Consider the following 16,698-nt stretch of genomic DNA (forward strand, 5'->3'; position numbering starts at 1 on the left):
CGTAGGTGAACGATCAACCACCCGGCTCACCCCGGGGAGGATGAGTCCGGGCGGAGGGACGCCACGAACTCCAGCTTCTCCACGACCCGCGGCGGGATCACGAACGGGTAGAGGTCGTCCTTGCCCATGCTCCGGTTGACCATGTTGAGCGCGACCGCGAGCGGCACCCACACCCCGGCGACCACGTCGCCGAAGGCCGAGAACGCCGTGACCGGAGCGACCGCGGTCAGCCCGAACTCCCCGGCGGTCTCGATGGTGTCGCAGATGTGCAGGTAGTGCGCCCAGGTCTCGGCGAAGTCCTCGAAGGGGTGCATGGTGGCGTACGTCGAGATGAACTCGTCCTCCCACCCGACCGGCGCGCCCTCGGCGTAGTGCCGGTCGATCGCGGCCTGGTAGTCGGCCGACTCGTCGCCGAAGAGCTCGCGGCAGCGAGCCATCCGGTCGTCGCCGCGGACCAGCTGCCACTCGTAGTAGTGGCCGATCTCGTGGCGGAAGTGGCCGAGCATCGTGCGGTAGGGCTCGTCGAGCCGGGCCCGCACCTTCTCCCGGTAGGCGTCGTCGCTCTCGGCAAGGTCGATGGTGATCACGCCGTCGGCGTGGCCGATGACGACGTTCTCGTCCGTGCCACGGTCGGTGGTGCTGAGCAGGTCGAAGGCGAGCCCGTTCTCCGCGTCGACGGTCTTGGCGACGACCGGGAAGCCGAGGCCGTCGAGCTCGGCGACGAGGTGCCGCTTGGCCTGCTCGGCGAGCCGGAACTGCGCGAGCCCCTCCACGTCGTCGTCGGCCGGTCGCGTCCGGGTCAGGTCGCAGGCCGTGCACTGGCCGCCCTCGACGGTCGCCAGCCAGGTGCAGCCGGAGAGGTCGAGGTTGCAGCAGACCCACCAGACCAGACCCGAGGCGTCGACGTACGACCCCCGCTCGTCGACGGGGACGATGGCCCGCTCGTCGCGGGAGTAGCCGAGCGCCGTCCCGCAGGACATGCAGACGGAGTTCTCGAAGTAGAGGGCGTTGTCGCACACCCGGCAGCGATAGGACTTCACGGCGCCGTCGTACCCACTGGAGCCACCGGAGCCACATCGACGGACACGGTGAGCGTCGACTTCTTGGCCTCGGTGAAGATGACGCCCTTCACGGGCGGCACGTCGCCGTAGTCGCGGCCCCAGGCGACGGTGACGTAGCGGTCGCCGACCCACTGGTCGTTGGTCGGGTCGAGGGCGAGCCACTCGCCCTCGTCGACGCCGGGGACCCAGACCGCGGCCCAGGCGTGCGAGGCGTCCGCGCCGACGACCCGGTCCTTGCCGGGCGGCGGCAGGGTCGCGAGGTAGCCGCTGACGTAGCGGACCGCCAGCCCGTGCGAGCGGAGGCAGGCGATCGTCAGGTGCGCGAAGTCCTGGCAGACCCCGGCCCGGTGCCGGAAGGTCTCCTCGACCGTCGAGGTCACCGTCGTCGCGGTCGCGTCGTAGCGGAAGTCGGCGTGGATGCGGTGCATGAGGTCGGTGACCGCCTCGCCGACCGGGCGGCCGGGCCGCAGCGACGCCGCCGCGTAGGACCAGGCCTCGTCGGTCTGCTCGGCGCCCGCCGAGGGCAGCGCGAAGTCGGTGGCCCGCCACGCGCCCGGCGCCTCCGGGTGCCACAGCGGACGCGCCCGCTCCCAGGGGGCGGCCAGCGCGTCCCCGTCGTACGCCGGGGTGCCGACCTCGACCTCGCTGCGGCCCTCGACGGTGAGCCGGCGGTGCGGCCGGGTGACCTGGAAGTAGGTCACGGTGTTGCCGTAGCAGTCGGTGTCGGCGGCGAGGTCGACCGGCTCCGGGTCCACGAGGACCTCCGAGCCGAGCACCTCCTGGGCCGGCGTCGGCCGCGGCACCAGGTGGCCGACGCCGAGGCTGTCGGTGACGTCGTCGTCGTAGGAGTAGGTGGTGGTGTGGGTGACGACGTACCTCATCCGGCACCGCCGCCGAAGGGACGCGGAGCGGGTCCGCTGGCGAAGTGGACCTCGGCGACCGCGTCCGCGAGCCGGCCGATGGCGACGAGGAAGTGGTCGAGGAAGCGGACCAGGTTGGGCCGCTCGACGCCGCCGATGGTGACCAGCTCGGCCACGTCGACCGACCCGAGCTCGGCGACGAGGTCCTCCAGCAGCCGCTCGGGACGCGAGGAGCCGGTCGAGCCGGGGAGCGCGGCCAGGTGGGTCCGCGCCTCGGCCAGCGCGAAGGTGACCGAGCGCGGGTTGGCGGGATCCATGAGCAGCAGCTCGAGCACGCCGGTGGGCCGCACGTAGCCGCGGTAGCGCCGACGGTGGGTCACGGCGCTCTCGGCCGAGGCCAGCACCGCGTTGAGGACCTCGCGGTCGACGTCGATGCCGCGCCGCTCCGTGGTGGTGGCGGCCAGCAGGTGCGCGACCTGCAGCGCCCGCTCGAGCGCCCGGCCGAGCCCGATCGCGTGCCATCCGGCGTCGCGGATCATGCTCGCGGTGACGCCCTGGAGCGACAGGATCCCGGTCAGCATCCGGCCGGCGCTCTCGGCGACCTGGTGGCTGTGCGGGTTGGCCTCGAGCGCGTCCGCGGCCCGGTCGGTGGTGCCGAACGCACGCCAGGTGTCGGACGACAGCTGGTCGCGCACGCCCCGCAGCGCGTCGCGCAGCCCGTCGAGGCCGTGGTCGACGCCGCCGATCCGGCGCGGGTCGAGCAGCACCGAGCGGAAGTCGGCGTCCAGGTCGCCGTCGACGTACGGCGAGGGTCCGGCCAGCCGGTGCACCGCGTCCATGAGCACCGCCAGGCTGGCACCGCCGGTGGAGCGCGGGCGGGCGCGGAAGTCGTCGGCGAGGGCGTGCGCGGCGAGCACCAGGCGGAGCAGGTCCTCGACCCGCTCGGCGTAGCGGCCGAACCAGAACATGCCTTCCAGCACGCGCGGGACCGTCGTCGGCACCGACCGCGCGGCCGTCATCGGCAGCACGCCGGACAGGCCCTGGTCGGGGTCGGTCGGGTCGGACTTGAGCACCCAGACGTCCATGCTGGTGGGCGACCTCGCGTCGTCCCAGCCGTTGGCGAGCCCGCCGACCAGCGGCCGGTAGGCCGAGCCGTAGCGCAGCGTGAAGGTACGCAGCGTGACCGGCGTCGGCCGGGTCTGCCCCCGCGACCACACCGGCGTCTGCGAGAGCGTGAGCCGGTCCTGGCCGACGAAGCGGTACGGCGCCGCCAGGATCCGCTGGCGCACCTCGTCGACCGAGAGGTCGAGGAGCACCTCGGCCGGTCCGTCGATGGGCCGCACGATCAGGCCCTCGCCGATCTCGCCGAGCCGGTCGAGCACCACGTCGAGACCGGCGGGGTCGCCGCACCACCAGGTCGGCGCGGACGCGAGCCGGAGCGGCTCGCCGAGCAGCGCCTCGCACGCGGCGGGGAGGTAGGGCATCAGGCCGGGGTTCTCCAGGACGCCGGCGCCGAGCCCGTTGACGACCCGCACCCGGCCGCGGCGTACGGCCTCGACCAGCCCGGCGACGCCGAGCTGCGAGTCGCCGCGCAGCTCCAGCGGGTCGCTCCACGCGGCGTCGACCCGGCGCAGGATCACGTCGACCTTCTCCAGCCGGCCGGGCGCGCGCAGGTAGACCCAGCCGTCGCGGACGACGAGGTCGCTGCCCTCGACGAGCGGGAAGCCGAGGGTGGAGGCGATGAACGCCTGGTCGTACGCCGTCTCCGAGTGGGTGCCCGGCGACAGGACCACGACCCGCGGGTCGGCGAGGTCGCCCTGGGCGGACTGGATCAGCGCGGAGCGCAGCGCCCAGAAGTAGGGCTCCATCCGGTGCAGCCCGGCCTCGCGGTAGAGCTCGGGGAGCACGCGGGAGATGACGCGACGGTTCTCCATCGCGTAGCCGATGCCGGACGGCGCCTGGGCCCGGTCGGCGAGCACCCGCCACTGGCCGTCGGCGTCGCGGCCGAGGTCGGTCGCGGCCAGCACCAGCGGCCGCGGGTCGATCGCGTCGGGACGGGCGACGACGCGGGTGTAGCCGCTGTGCCCGAAGACCACCGGCGCCGGCACGATCCGCTCGCGCAGCAGCCGCTGCTCGCCGTAGAGGTCGACGAGCACGGCGTTGAGCAGCTCGGCGCGCTGGGCCAGCCCGACCTCGATCGGCGACCACGACGAGGCGTCGAGCACCAGCGGCACCGGGTCGAGCCGCCACCGGCCCTGGCTGCGCCCGGGGCGCGCGTAGGTGACGCCGTCGTCGGTCAGGAAGCGGCCGATCTCGGCCTGCACCCGGCGCAGGTCGGCGTCGGTGAGGCCGACCGCGATCTCGGCGAGCCCCTTCCAGGCCGGCCGCAGCGAGCCGTCGGGCGCGACCACCTCGTCGTACGGCGGCGCCCCGCCGACCAGCGCGGGCTGGGTGACGGCGGCGGCGTAGTCGCGCAGCACGGTCATGCGGGTGGCACTCGCCGGAGGTCGAGCAGGTGGGGGTAGTCGGGGGTGGCGGCGCGTCGGCCGGCCTCGCGGAGCGCGCCGACGTCGATCGTCCCGGCGGTGTGGCCGCGCGGCTCGAAGCGGCTGTGCCGCCGGGCCTCGGCCTCCTGCGCGTTGACCGGCGGGTGCTCGTAGGCGCGGCCGCCCGGGTGCACGACGTGGTAGGACGCGCCGCCGAGCGAGACCGCGGCCGCGGTGTCGACCACGTCGAAGCGGAGCGGGGCGTGCACCGGGATGCTCGGGTGCAGGGCCGACCACGGCTGCCAGGCGCGGTAGCGCACCCCGGCGTACGTCTCCCCCGTCGGGGTGGTGGTCAGCGGCACGGGCACACCCTGACACGTGACGAGGTGCCGCGCGGGGTCGATCCCACGGACCAGCACCTGGAGCCGCTCGACGGAGGAGTCGACGTAGCGGGCGGTGCCGCTGCCGGAGGCCTCCTCGCCGAGGACGTGCCAGGGCTCGATGGCGCTGCGCAGCTCCAGCGCGATGCCGTCGCCGAGGGTGGCCAGGCCGATCCGCGGGAAGCGGAACTCGGTGAACGGGTCGAGCCACGACTCCTCGAAGGGGATGCCGAAGGCGCGCAGGTCGGCGGCGACCTCGGCGATGTCCGCGATGCAGCCGGCGGGAAGCAGGGCGTCCTCGTGGAGGCGGGTGCCCCAGCGGACGAGCGGCGCCGTCAGCGGGCGCTCCCAGAACATCGCGACCAGCGAGCGGACGAGCAGCGCCTGCACCAGCGCCATCTGCGGGTGCGGCGGCATCTCGAAGCCGCGCAGCTCCAGCAGGCCGAGCCGGCCGCGCGAGGAGTCGGGGCTGTAGAGCTTGTCGATGCAGAACTCGGCTCGGTGGGTGTTGCCGGTCAGGTCGGTGAGCAGGTGCCGCAGCGCCCGGTCGACCAGCCACGGCCGCGGCTCCTCGTCCTCGTCGAGGTCGGCGGTGATCCGGGCCAGCTCGGCCAGCGCGATCTCCATCTCGTAGACCGCCTCGGGCCGGCCCTCGTCGAAGCGCGGCGCCTGGCTGGTCGGGCCGACGAACCGGCCGGAGAAGAGGTAGGACAGCGCCGGGTGCCGCTGCCAGTAGGTGATCAGGCTGGCCAGCAGGTCCGGGCGGCGGAGCAGCGGCGAGTCGACCGGCTGGGTGCCGCCGAGGGTGATGTGGTTGCCGCCGCCGGTGCCGGTGTGCAGCCCGTCGAGGTCGAACTTCTCCGTGGTCAGCGCGCAGTGGCGAGCGGCGTCGTAGAGGGTCGTGGTGAGGTCGCGCTGCTCGGCCCAGCTGGCCGTCGGCTGGACGTTGACCTCGATGACGCCGGGGTCGGGGGTGACCACGAGCTGCGTGAGCCGCGGGTCCGGCGGCGGACCGTAGCCCTCCAGCACGAGCCGGCAGCCGGCCTTCGTCGCGGCGAGCTCGACGACGTGGAGCAGGTCGGCGTACGCCTCGAGCCGCTCGGTCGGCGGCAGGAAGACGTGCACGTGACCGTCGCGGACCTCGAAGGCGAGCGCGGTCGTCGCGGCGCCGGCCGGGTCGACGACGGTCACCTCCGGCACCGAGGGATCGAGCGTCGGGCCGGCCTCGAGGTACGACGGGGCCTCGGGCGCCTCGGGGTCGACCCACGAGATCGCGTCGAGCGGCAGCCGCAGCCCCACCGCGCTGGTGCCCGGTCCGAGCACCAGCCGGCCGCGACGGAAGCGCCAGGCCGGGCTGGTCCAGCCGGTCTCCTCGGTCGTCAGCGGCAGCACCCACCCGGTGGGCTCGGTGACGTCCGCGTCCAGGGGCGCGGCGGAGTCGGGCTCCTCGGGCGCCTCCCCCCACGGCTGGCGCGCCTCGGCGACCACGGCCGCGAGCGGATCCTCGTAGGCAGGGAGCAGCTGCTCGGCGGGCAGTCCGAGGAGCGCGGTGACCTCCTGCGCGAGCCGCTCGGCCACCTCGCTCTCGTCCGCACCGGGGGTCCACGGCGCGGCGAACCGGTCCGGGTCCGACCACAGCGGCTCGCCGTCGGTGCGCCACTGGAGCGCGATGTTCCAGCGCGGCAGCGGCTCGCCCGGGTACCACTTGCCCTGCCCGCGGTGGACCACCCCGCCGGCGGCGTACGTCGCCCGCAGCCGCTCGGCGAGCTCGTCGGCGAGGGCGCGCTTCTCGGGGCCGTCGGCGTCGGTGTTCCACTGCGGCGTCGTCGCGTCGTCGCGGGAGACGAAGGTCGGCTCGCCGCCCATGGTCAGCCGGACGTCGCCGGCCACCAGGCGCCGGTCGACCGCCTCGCCGAGCGCGTCGATCCGCGCCCACTGCTCGTCGCTGTAGGGCTTCGTGACCCGCGGGTCCTCGTGCACGCGGGTGACGGTGTTGTGGAAGGAGAAGGTGACCTCGACCGGGTCGGTCGCGCCCTCGATGGGGGCGGCGTTGCTCGGGTGCGGGGTCGCCGAGAGCGGGATGTGGCCCTCGCCGGCGAAGAGCGCGGAGGTCGGGTCGAGCCCGATCCAGCCGGCGCCCGGGACGAAGACCTCGGCCCAGGCGTGCAGGTCGGTGAAGTCCTGTGCCGTCCCGGTCGGGCCGTCGAGGCCGACCATGCTGTCCGGGTCGGCCGCGAGCTGCACGAGGTAGCCGGAGACGAAGCGGGCGGCGAGGCCGTACTGCCGCAGCAGGCTGACCAGCAGCCACGCGGAGTCGCGGCACGACCCGATGCCCAGCGACAGGGTCTGGTCGGGGGTCTGGACGCCGGCCTCCATCCGCACGGAGTAGGCGACGTCGCCGTGGACGGCCGCGTTGAGGTCGGCGAGGAACTGCACGGTGGCGACGCCGTCGTCGGGCAGGTCCGGCAGCTTCTCGCGCCAGGCCGCGGCGGCGGTGCTGTCGTCGACCGGCCGGAGGTACGGCGCGAGGTCGGCGGCGAGGGCGTCCTCGTAGGTGAAGGGGAAGCGCTCGGCGTACTCCTCGATGAAGAAGTCGAACGGGTTGATCACCATCAGGTCGGCGACCAGGCCGACGGTGATCTCGAGGGTGTCGACCAACTCGTTGAAGACCAGGCGGCCGACCCAGTTGCCGAAGGGGTCCTGCTGCCAGTTGAGGAAGTGCTGGGCGGGGCTGACCTGCAGGGAGTAGGCCTCGATCGGCGTCCGGGCGTGCGGCGCGGGCCGGAGCCGGACCACGTGCGGTCCCACCTCGACCGGGTGGGCGAACGCGTAGGTGGTGCGGTGCTCCAGGGCGACCTTGACCGACATGGCCACAGCCTCCCCGAGGATCGTTGCGAGGAGGTAACCCCGGCCTATCCGCGTGCGGTGAGCACCATCCCGTCGGCGGTCTCCAGGCGCCACTCGGCGGTCACCGGTCCGGCGATGCCCACCACGCCCGTCGAGACGACCCGGACGTCGCCGTGGGCCTCGGCGGTCCCGGCCAGCCGGGCGAGGTGGTCGACGGAGAGACCGGAGACCTGCCAGCGCGAGCGCTCGGGGTGACTCGGCCCCACGTGGTCGGGGGTGCCCTGCTCGTCGAGCACGGTGGTGCTCACGTCCGCGCTGTCGACCAGGATGCTGATCCGGTCGCCCTGCTTGGTGATCTCGGTGATGTGGCCCGCCTCGTGGCGGGTCTCGAAGCGCCGGCCCAGGTCGGGCAGGTGGCGCAGCTCGCGCAGCCGGCGGCGGGCGACGACCGCGGCGGCGGCCACGCAGACGGCGGCGGCGGTGAGGACGAGCAGGGCGAGGGCACCGATGACGGCGAAGACGGTGGTCATGCCCCTACGGTGGGCCGACGGCTTGTGGGTCTCCTGTGCGTCCTCTGTGCTGATCAGAGGAGTCCGCGGTCGTCCTTGGCGCGCAGGATGCGGAGCGCCGCGCCGTCGACCAGCGCGCGGAACGCGGCGTGGTCGCGGGCGCGGGTGAGGACCGCGCCGTACATCGCCGGCAGCGTCTCCGGGTGGACGGTGAGCACCAGGTCGCCGCCGGCCGCGAGGAAGCGGGTCGCCCGCTGGCCCATCGGGACGCGGGCGACCTGCGCCGCGCCGCCGAGGTCGTCGGAGACGACGACGCCGTCGAAGCCGAGGTCGCCGCGCAGCATCGTGCCGACGACGTACGGCGAGAACGCCGCGGGCCGGCCCGGGTCGAGCCGTGCGTAGATCGCGGTCGACATCATCACCGCCGGTGCGCCGGCGTCGACGGCCCGCGCGAAGGGCCGGAGGTAGGCGTCGTGGCGGGTGGTGACGCGGTCGGTGACGCCCGCGTGGGTGTCGGTGTTGGCGTGCACGCGGCCCAGGCCCGGGAAGTGCTTGACCGTCGCGCCGACACCGCCGGCGGCCAGGCCGCGGACCAGCGCGACGGCGTGGCTCGCGACCCGCCGCGGGGTGAAGCCGAGCTCGCGGTCGTAGCGGCCGATCGGCGGGTTGTGCCGCGCCGCCCGCCGGCTCGGGACGGTGTCGGCGACGGGGGCGAGGTCGAGGTTGACCCCGGCCCGGCGGAGCTGGCCCGCCCAGGTCCGCGCGTGCGCCCTCAGGGTGGCCGGGGACCAGGTGCCCTGCACGAGGGCGGTCGGCATGTCGTCGAAGCCGCTGCCCTGCAGCACCTGCACCTGGCCGCCCTCCTGGTCGGCCGCGACGAGGAGGTCGACGCCGGCGGTCGTCCGCCGGGTGACCTGCTGCTGCATCGTCCGCGAGACCCGGCGCGGGTCGCGCACCCCGTCGTAGCTGCGGCCGGTCAGGATCACGTTGCCGACGTGGTAGCGGCCGATCTGACCGCGCGTCCGCGCGTCGACCTCGTCGGCCGGCGTACCGACCATGAACAGCTGCCCGACCTTCTGCGGCAGGCTCATCCGCGCGAGGACGGCCCGGGGGCTCCCCTTCGGCGGCTCGCGGTGGAGGGTGACCGCGTGGTGCACCCGCTGGGGCGGCGGCCCGCCCTCGGCGACGGGAGCGTGCGCCTGCGCCGGGCTGGCGGTGAGGACGGCGGCGACGGCGGTCAGGGCGGCCAGGGCGAGCGGGGCGGAGCGAGACATCGCGGGCGACCGTACCGACCCGGCGCCGCCGCCCGGTGGGCGCCCCGCCGGACGCGGCCGAATATGTAACGCGGAGTTACGGGATCCACCGTGCCGTTCTGCCGGCTCAGCAGACTCCATAACTCCGCGTTACTTGCACTGGCGACGATCGCAAAGAATCGTTTGCAAATGAATCTTTGCAGTCGTACGGTGACGACGTGGACCTCACCTCGATCACCCCGTCGCCCCAGCAGCTCAAGGCGCTCACCCACCCGGTGCGGGTGCGGATGCTCGGGATGCTGCGCCTCGACGGGCCGGCGACCGCGACGGTGCTCGCGGACCGGCTCGGCCTCAACACCGGCGCGACGTCCTACCACCTGCGCCAGCTCGCCCAGCACGGCTTCGTGGTCGAGGACCCCGAGCGCGGCAACGCCCGCGACCGGTGGTGGAGGGCCGCGCACCAGACGACGACCACCGACACCGCGGGTCCTGCCGAGCCCGAGGCGCGCGACGCCCTCGACGCCTACCTCCAGTCCGTGGTCACGGTGACGACCGAGCGCCTGCAGCGCTCGATCGAGGAGCTGCCGCTGCTGCCCGAGGAGTGGCGGGACGCGACGACCTACAGCGACTGGGTGGTGCGGCTCACCCCGCGCAAGGCGCTGGCGGTGATCGAGGCGCTGATGACCTCGATCCAGGAGATCGACGCCGAGGAGGACGACGACGAGGCGGCGCCGTTCGTGCTCCAGCTCAACGCCTTCCCCTACCCCGGCAAGGTCGGTGCGCCGTGACCACCCGCGCGAGCAGCCGTACGCCGATGCGCGGGTGGCTGGTCTCCGAGGCGATCTCGCTGACCGGCACCCGGGTCTCGATGATCGCGCTGCCGTGGTTCGTGCTCACCACGACCGGCAGCCCCACCCGGACCGGCGCGGTCGCGCTCGCCGAGATGCTGCCGCTGGTGGTGCTCAAGGTGCTCAGCGGCCCGGTCATCGACCGGATCGGCGCGCGCCGGGTGAGCATCGCCTGCGACACCGCCTCGGTCGCGGCGGTCGGGGCGATCCCCCTGATGCACGAGGCCGGCCTGCTCGGCTTCCCCCTCCTGCTCGTCCTGGTCGCCCTCGCCGGCGCGCTGCGCGGCCCCGGCGACGCCGCCAAGGCGGCGCTCACGCCCGCGGTCGTCGCCGAGGCCGGCGTCCCGATGGAGCGTGCGACCGGACTGCACTCGACGGTCGACCGCACGGCGGGGCTGGTCGGCGCCGCGGCGGCGGCCGCGCTCGTCGCCGCCCTCGGCGCCGCGGACGCGCTGGTCGTCGACGCCCTCTCCTTCGGACTCTCCGCCGCGGTCCTCGCGGCCACGACCGGACGCCTGCCCCGGGTGCAGAGCGAGGAGGCCGGGGACGCGACGCCGTACGCCGCCCGACTGCGGCTGGGCTGGGACTTCCTGCGCCGCGACCGGGTGCTGCTGGGCGTCACGATCATGGTCGCGCTCACCAACCTGCTCGACGCCGCCTACGCCACCGTCCTCGTGCCGGTGTGGTCCGATGAGGTCGTCGGCTCCGCCGGCGGCGTCGCCCTGGTCTTCGCGGTCTTCGGCGGCAGCGCGGCCGCCGGGGCGTTGGTGGCCGCCGCCTGGGCGGCGCGCCTGCCGCGCTACCGCACCTACCTGATCGCCTTCCTGGTCTGCGGGCTGCCGAGGTTCGCGGCCTTCGGCCTCGGGCTCCCGCTCGGCGTCGTCGTCGCGGTCATCGCGGTCTCGGGCTTCGCCGCCGGCTTCATCAACCCGGTCCTGAGCGCGGTGATCTTCGAGCGCATCCCGGAGCCGCTCGTCGGCCGGGTCTCGGCGCTGACCACCGCGATGTGCTTCGCCCTGATCCCGTTCGGCGGCCTCCTCGGCGGCTCGCTGGTCGCGGCCGCCGGGCTCGCGACGGCCATGCTCGTCGCCGGCCTGGCCTACTTCGTCGTCACCATGGCGCCGGCCGTCGACCCGCGCTGGCGCGAGTTCGACCGCCGCCCGGAGCCGGTTCCCGTCCCGGCCTGACAGGAGATTCACAGGACCGAAAAGAAGCACGCCGTGAGGGCGCTCCGGCTGTAACAAATCGCGTCCTCGACCGATACAGGGTTCAACTAATTTCGCCCGCGGCGGCGGGCCCGACGGCGTGCCCTGCCGCCGTCATCGCTCTCTCGGGCGGGACAGGCGGGCCTTCCGCGGACCCCGGAGCACACCCCCCGAGCTCCGGACACCGACGTCTCCCCCGATCGCCGGTCTCCCGAGCCTGCCCTGAGGGAGCACCATGCGTACACGCACCCACGCGATCAGGAGGGCGGTGGCCACGGCCGCCGCGAGCCTGGTCACCGCCGGCCTCCTGGCCGGCGTCCCCGGCGCCGCGGCCGCAGCGCCGGCAGCCCCGAGCGACTGGTCGGTCACGGCCGTCGCCGGCGGCTACCAGGTCTCGCTGGACCTGGACGAGCCGCTGCCGGTCGTCGACGACGCCCCCGTGCTCGTCGTCGACGGCACGGACTACGGCATCGCCACCGAGTCGGCCGACGGCCTGACGCTGTCGATCGTCACCAGCGACGCCTCCGTCGCCGACGCCGACAGCGTCGAGATGGCGTGGTCGAGCGGCACCGTCGAGCAGTCGGAGCCGACCGACGGCCCGGTCACCACCACGCTCGCCAAGGCGCTCAAGCCGGTCGCGAAGAAGGTCGCCCGCCAGGCTGCGTACACCGACGGCTCGACCGCCGGTCCCTACAGCTACGTCGAGGACGACTACGACTTCGGCGACCAGGCGATCCCGATGGCCGGCATCGGCGGCATCCGCGGCGAGATGACCGGCCGGATCTACCTGCCGACGACCGGCGGCGCCCGGCCGACGGTGGTGCTCCTGCACGGCCGCCACACCTCCTGCTCGACCCTCGTCAGCGGCACCCAGAACCCCAACCGCTGGCCCTGCGTCGACGGCCAGATCGAGGTCCCGTCGTACAAGGGGTACGACGCGCTCGGGCAGCTGCTCGCCACGCACGGGTACGCCGTGGTGTCGATCTCGGCCAACGCGATCAACGCCAACGACGCGCAGCTCACCCTGGACAACGGCGCGCTGGCCCGCGGCCAGCTGGTCATCGACAGCCTGGAGATGCTGAAGAAGGCCACCGCCGGCAACCCGGTCAGCTACTACGACGCGGCCCTCGACCAGACGCTCACCCTGGACCAGGCGCTCGCCTCCACCGTGCCGGACTCCTCGGGCCCGATCCCGACCGGCAGCCTGACCGCCGCCGACCTGGTCGGCCGCTTCGACCTGTCGAACGTCGGCATCATGGGCCACTCGCGGGGCGGTGAGGGCGTCGTCTCCGCGGTGACGCTCAACCAGGCCCGCGCGAACCCGTTCGGCATCAACTCGGTGCTGCCGCTGGCGCCGGTCGACTTCGGCCGGATGACGGTGACCGACACCGACATGCTGGTGATCCTCCCCTACTGCGACGGCGACGTGTCGAACCAGCAGGGCCAGCACTTCTCCGACGACTCCCGCTACGCCTTCGACGACAACGCCCTGCGATCGACGGTCTGGGTCATGGGAGCCGACCACAACTTCTTCAACACCATCTGGACGCCCGGGTCCTACCCGTACTCCTCCAGCGACGACTGGAGCCCGACCGGCTCCTCGACCCGCAACGACACGGTCTGCAGCACCTCGATGGCCGGCAACCAGCGCCTCAGCGCCGCCGACCAGTCCCAGACCGGCGCGATCGTGATGTCGGACTGGTTCCGGCTGACGCTCGGTGGTGAGGACGAGTACCTCGACATGTTCGACGGCTCGGTCAAGCCCGCGCTCGACTCGGTCCCGGCCGCGGACGTCCGCGCCGTCGCGACGGCTCCGGCCGACGACCGCGCCGACATCGAGACGTTCACCGGGCCGGCCGCCGACGTGCGCCTGTACGGGTCGGCGACCACCGCGGTGTGCGCCAGCGCCTCCGGTCGCACGCTGCCGCAGGCCCTGCCGGCCTGCGCCACGACGAGCACCCTCCGCTCGACGAGCGCGATGCCGCACTGGACGCCGGCGTCGTTCGCGCCCAACGTCCCGGCGACGCCGATGACGAAGTTCCTCTGGTCGAACGTGACGGGCGGCAGCGCCGCCTCGATCCGGGTCGGCGTGCCGGCCTCGGCCCAGAACGCCTCGTCGTACGACGCCCTCACGTTCAAGACCGCGCCCGACGAGTCGGTCCTGTCGGGCACGGACCTGACGGTCACGGTCGTCGACGGCTCCGGGGCCACCTGGTCCACGCTGGTCTCGGCGGTCAACCCGCTCGCGGTCAAGCGGATGCCGATCAGCGGGTCGACGACGCTGAACAAGATCGTCCTGCAGCAGGTGTCGATCCCGGTCGCCTCCATGAGCGGCATCGACACCAGCCACATCCGCGAGGTGCGGTTCGCCGCCGCCACGGGGCTGGACGGCACCGAGACCGGCGGCGTCTACCTCAGCGACCTCGCGTTCTCGCGCTGGGCGGTCGGCACCCCCGCGGTGACCGGCAGCCTCGCGACGATCGGCGTCGCCCCGACGACGATCGAGGAGGGCTCGGGCCCCGACACCCACGAGGTCGCCGTCGTGCTCAGCAAGCCGGTCGCGACCACGGTCTCCGGCTACTTCACGCTCATCGGCTCGACCGCCAGCACCGCCAAGGCGGGCCTGGCGATGGAGAAGGTGACGTTCGCGCCGGGCGAGACCTGCCAGACGGTCCTGATCCCGACGTACGGCGACAGCGCCGCGTCCTCGAGCGCCACGACGGCGTACAAGATGGACGTCGCGAACCCGCAGGGCGTCATCACCGGCGACCACGCGTTCGACAACGTCACCATCCGCGAGGACGACGGCCTCACCGCCGGCAGCCCGATCCCGGCCGTGGGCGAGCAGGGTGACGCGTGCGCCGAGTACGCCGCACAGTCGCGGGTGTTCCCGCTCGACGCCACCGCCACCAGCGTCACCGACGGGACGCCGGTCACGCTGACGGCGACCGGCTACCGGGTCGGCGAGACGGTGACGTTCGCCGAGGGCGGCGCGGTGCTCGGCACGGTGCTCGCCGACGCCGACGGGTCGGCGACGGTGAGCACCACGGTCACCGGCCTCGGCGCACACGCCTACACCGCGACCGGCGCCGGCTCGCTGCGGGACTCGGCGGTCACGGTGACCGTCCTCGCCCCGACGGCGACGTCCCTCGGGATGTCGCCGGCCACGCCCTCGGTCAAGCAGCCGGTCACCCTGACGGCGACCGTCACCGGCAACGTGCCGTGGCCGACCGAGGTCGTCTTCACCGACGGTGCGACCCGCCTCGGGACCGCCCAGGTCGTCGACGGCACCGCGGTGCTGTCGCTGCCCGGCGGCTTCGCGGTCGGCAGCCACTCCGTCGTGGCGACGCTCCCGGCGACGACGTCGACCACCGGGTCGACGTCGGAGGTCCTGGCGTTCACCCTGGCGAAGGGCGTCTCGACGACGATGCTGTCGCTCTCGTCCCCGACCACGACGTACGGGACCGGCGCCACCGGGACCGTCACCGTCGCGGGCGCGGACGGCGGCACGGTCACGGTCGGGTACAACGGGACGGAGACCGAGCTCGCGCTCGGGTCGGACGGCACGGCGTCGTTCGAGCTCCCCGCCTCGCTCGCGGTCGGCAGCTACCAGGTCACCGCGTCGTACTCCGGCAGCGACAGCGTCGGGTCCAGCACCGCCGCGGCCACGGCCTACGCGGTGACCAAGGCCGGCTCGACGTCCGCGGTGACGGCGAAGAGCACGGTCAAGAAGGGCAAGTCGCTGGCGGTCGCCGTCACGGTGGCCGGGGTCGACGGCGTCGACGCCCCGACCGGGAAGGTGACGGTCACCTTCCTCGGCGTCACGAAGAAGGTGACGCTCGTGGACGGAGCCGGCAAGGCGACCTTCAAGGCCACCAAGACCGGCAAGCGGAAGATCTCGGTCGCCTACGCGGGCGACGAGAGCTACGCCGGCAGCACGGCGGGCACCACGGTCAAGGTCGTCAAGAAGTGACCTGATCCGGCAGCACCCGGGCCCGCCCCGGTCGCCCTCGCGGCGGCCGGGGCGGGCCTCTTCCCGGCGCCGGAGCTCAGCGGAACGCCGCGGCGACCTGGATCAGCCGGTCGTTGGCCTCCGGCTCGCCGATCGAGACGCGGGCGCCCTCGCCGGCGAAGGGTCGCACGGTGATGCCGGCCGCGTCCGCGGCGGCCGCGAAGTCGGCCGTCCGGTCGCCGAGGTCGAACCACACGAAGTTGCCCTGCGCCTCCGGCACGTCCCAGCCGGCCGCGCGCAGCCCCTCGACGACCCGGGTCCGCTCGACGACCAGCGCCTCGACCCGCTCGAAGAGCTCGTCGCGCCGCTCGAGGGACGCGATCGCCGCGGCCTGCGCCACCGTCGAGACGCCGAAGGGCAGCGAGACCGCGCGCAGCGCGGCCGCGATCGGGGCGGGCGCGACGGCGTACCCCACGCGGAAGCCGGCCAGCCCGTAGGCCTTGGAGAAGGTGCGAGTGAGCACGACGTTCTCGTGGCGGCGGTAGGTCGCGATGCCGTCGACGGGGTCGGCCATCCGGACGAACTCCACGTACGCCTCGTCGACGACGACGAGCACGTGCGAGGGGACCTGCGCGAGGAACGCGTCGAGCTCGGCCTGGGTCACGGCCGGGCCGGTCGGGTTGTTGGGCGTGCAGACGAGCACGACCTTGGTGCGGTCGGTGATCGCCGCCGCCATCGCCTCGAGGTCGTGCCGGCCGTCGGGGAGCACCGGCACCTTCACGGCGGTCGCGGCCGCCGCGGTCACGGCGATCGGGTAGGCCTCGAAGGAGCGCCACGCGAAGACGACCTCGTCGCCGGGATCGCAGAAGGCCTGCACCAGCTGGTAGATCAGGCCCACCGACCCGGTCGCGACCGACAGGTCGTCGGCGGGCACGTCGAAGGTCTCCGCGAGCGCGGCGTAGAGCGCGGCGCTGCCCATGTCGGGATAGCGGTTCATCGCCGCGACCCCGGCCTGCACCGCCTCGACGACGCCGGGCAGCGGCGGGTAGGGGTTCTCGTTGGAGGACAGCTTGTACGACGTCATCCCGGGTCGGACCGTCGGCGGCTTGCCCGCGACGTACGGCGGGATCTCCGCCACGGTCGCTCGGGGCTGGGGGGTGGTCATGTCCCGCACCCTAGTGTCGCGGGTGGAAAGTATCTGGAGGGTTGGTGTCGTCAGGGTGCGTGCCTGGCAAGGCGGCGTCGCGCCGGGCTACCGGGCGTAACTCCAGCGATGCCAACGCAGCCAGGTGCGTGC

The 16,698-nt window shown here is 73.8% G+C and carries 10 protein-coding genes; 3 read left to right on the top strand and 7 right to left on the bottom strand.

Annotated elements, in window-relative coordinates:
- Nucleotides 1–26 precede the first annotated feature (26 nt).
- From K8U61_RS07465 to K8U61_RS07490, 6 genes are read right to left on the bottom strand one after another with little or no spacing between them, the layout of a single operon-like run.
- Complete coding sequence (locus K8U61_RS07465; protein ID WP_224122368.1) at nt 27–1,040, bottom strand: zinc-binding metallopeptidase family protein; 1,014 nt, start codon at nt 1,038–1,040, stop codon at nt 27–29.
- Nucleotides 1,037–1,942, bottom strand: a complete 906-nt coding sequence (locus K8U61_RS07470) for a transglutaminase family protein (RefSeq protein WP_224122369.1) — start codon at nt 1,940–1,942, stop codon at nt 1,037–1,039. Before K8U61_RS07470 ends, K8U61_RS07465 begins: the two co-directional genes overlap by 4 nt.
- Nucleotides 1,939–4,407 (bottom strand): circularly permuted type 2 ATP-grasp protein, encoded by a 2,469-nt coding sequence (locus K8U61_RS07475; RefSeq protein ID WP_224122370.1) that lies wholly within the window; start codon nt 4,405–4,407, stop codon nt 1,939–1,941. The genes K8U61_RS07470 and K8U61_RS07475 overlap by 4 nt, the downstream gene beginning before the upstream one ends.
- Complete coding sequence (locus K8U61_RS07480) at nt 4,404–7,655, bottom strand: transglutaminase family protein (protein WP_224122371.1); 3,252 nt, start codon at nt 7,653–7,655, stop codon at nt 4,404–4,406. The genes K8U61_RS07475 and K8U61_RS07480 overlap by 4 nt, the downstream gene beginning before the upstream one ends.
- Before the next feature lie 44 nt (nt 7,656–7,699).
- Complete coding sequence (locus tag K8U61_RS07485; protein ID WP_224122372.1) at nt 7,700–8,164, bottom strand: hypothetical protein; 465 nt, start codon at nt 8,162–8,164, stop codon at nt 7,700–7,702.
- 53 nt (nt 8,165–8,217) lie between these two features.
- Entirely contained in the window at nt 8,218–9,417 is a 1,200-nt protein-coding gene (locus K8U61_RS07490) for a glycoside hydrolase family 3 N-terminal domain-containing protein (RefSeq protein ID WP_224122373.1), read from the bottom strand.
- Between the two features lie 197 nt (nt 9,418–9,614).
- Here K8U61_RS07490 and K8U61_RS07495 point away from each other — a divergent pair, with 197 nt between their 5' ends.
- From K8U61_RS07495 to K8U61_RS07505, 3 genes are all read left to right on the top strand, one after another.
- Nucleotides 9,615–10,184 (top strand): winged helix-turn-helix domain-containing protein, encoded by a 570-nt coding sequence (locus tag K8U61_RS07495; RefSeq protein ID WP_224122374.1) that lies wholly within the window; start codon nt 9,615–9,617, stop codon nt 10,182–10,184.
- Nucleotides 10,181–11,431, top strand: a complete 1,251-nt coding sequence (locus K8U61_RS07500) for an MFS transporter (protein ID WP_224122375.1) — start codon at nt 10,181–10,183, stop codon at nt 11,429–11,431. The genes K8U61_RS07495 and K8U61_RS07500 overlap by 4 nt, the downstream gene beginning before the upstream one ends.
- Before the next feature lie 253 nt (nt 11,432–11,684).
- Nucleotides 11,685–15,422 carry an Ig-like domain repeat protein gene (locus K8U61_RS07505; protein WP_224122376.1) on the top strand — a complete coding sequence of 1,246 codons (3,738 nt, stop codon included), beginning with the start codon at nt 11,685–11,687 and terminating at the stop codon, nt 15,420–15,422.
- Between the two features lie 76 nt (nt 15,423–15,498).
- Here K8U61_RS07505 and hisC read toward each other — a convergent pair whose 3' ends face one another.
- Nucleotides 15,499–16,566: a histidinol-phosphate transaminase gene (gene hisC, locus K8U61_RS07510; RefSeq protein WP_224122377.1), complete on the bottom strand. Its 1,068-nt coding sequence runs from the start codon at nt 16,564–16,566 to the stop codon at nt 15,499–15,501.
- Nucleotides 16,567–16,698: the final 132 nt, after the last annotated feature.

The organism is Nocardioides mangrovi (genome assembly GCF_020073815.1).
In the GTDB taxonomy this organism is placed as follows: domain Bacteria; phylum Actinomycetota; class Actinomycetes; order Propionibacteriales; family Nocardioidaceae; genus Nocardioides; species Nocardioides mangrovi.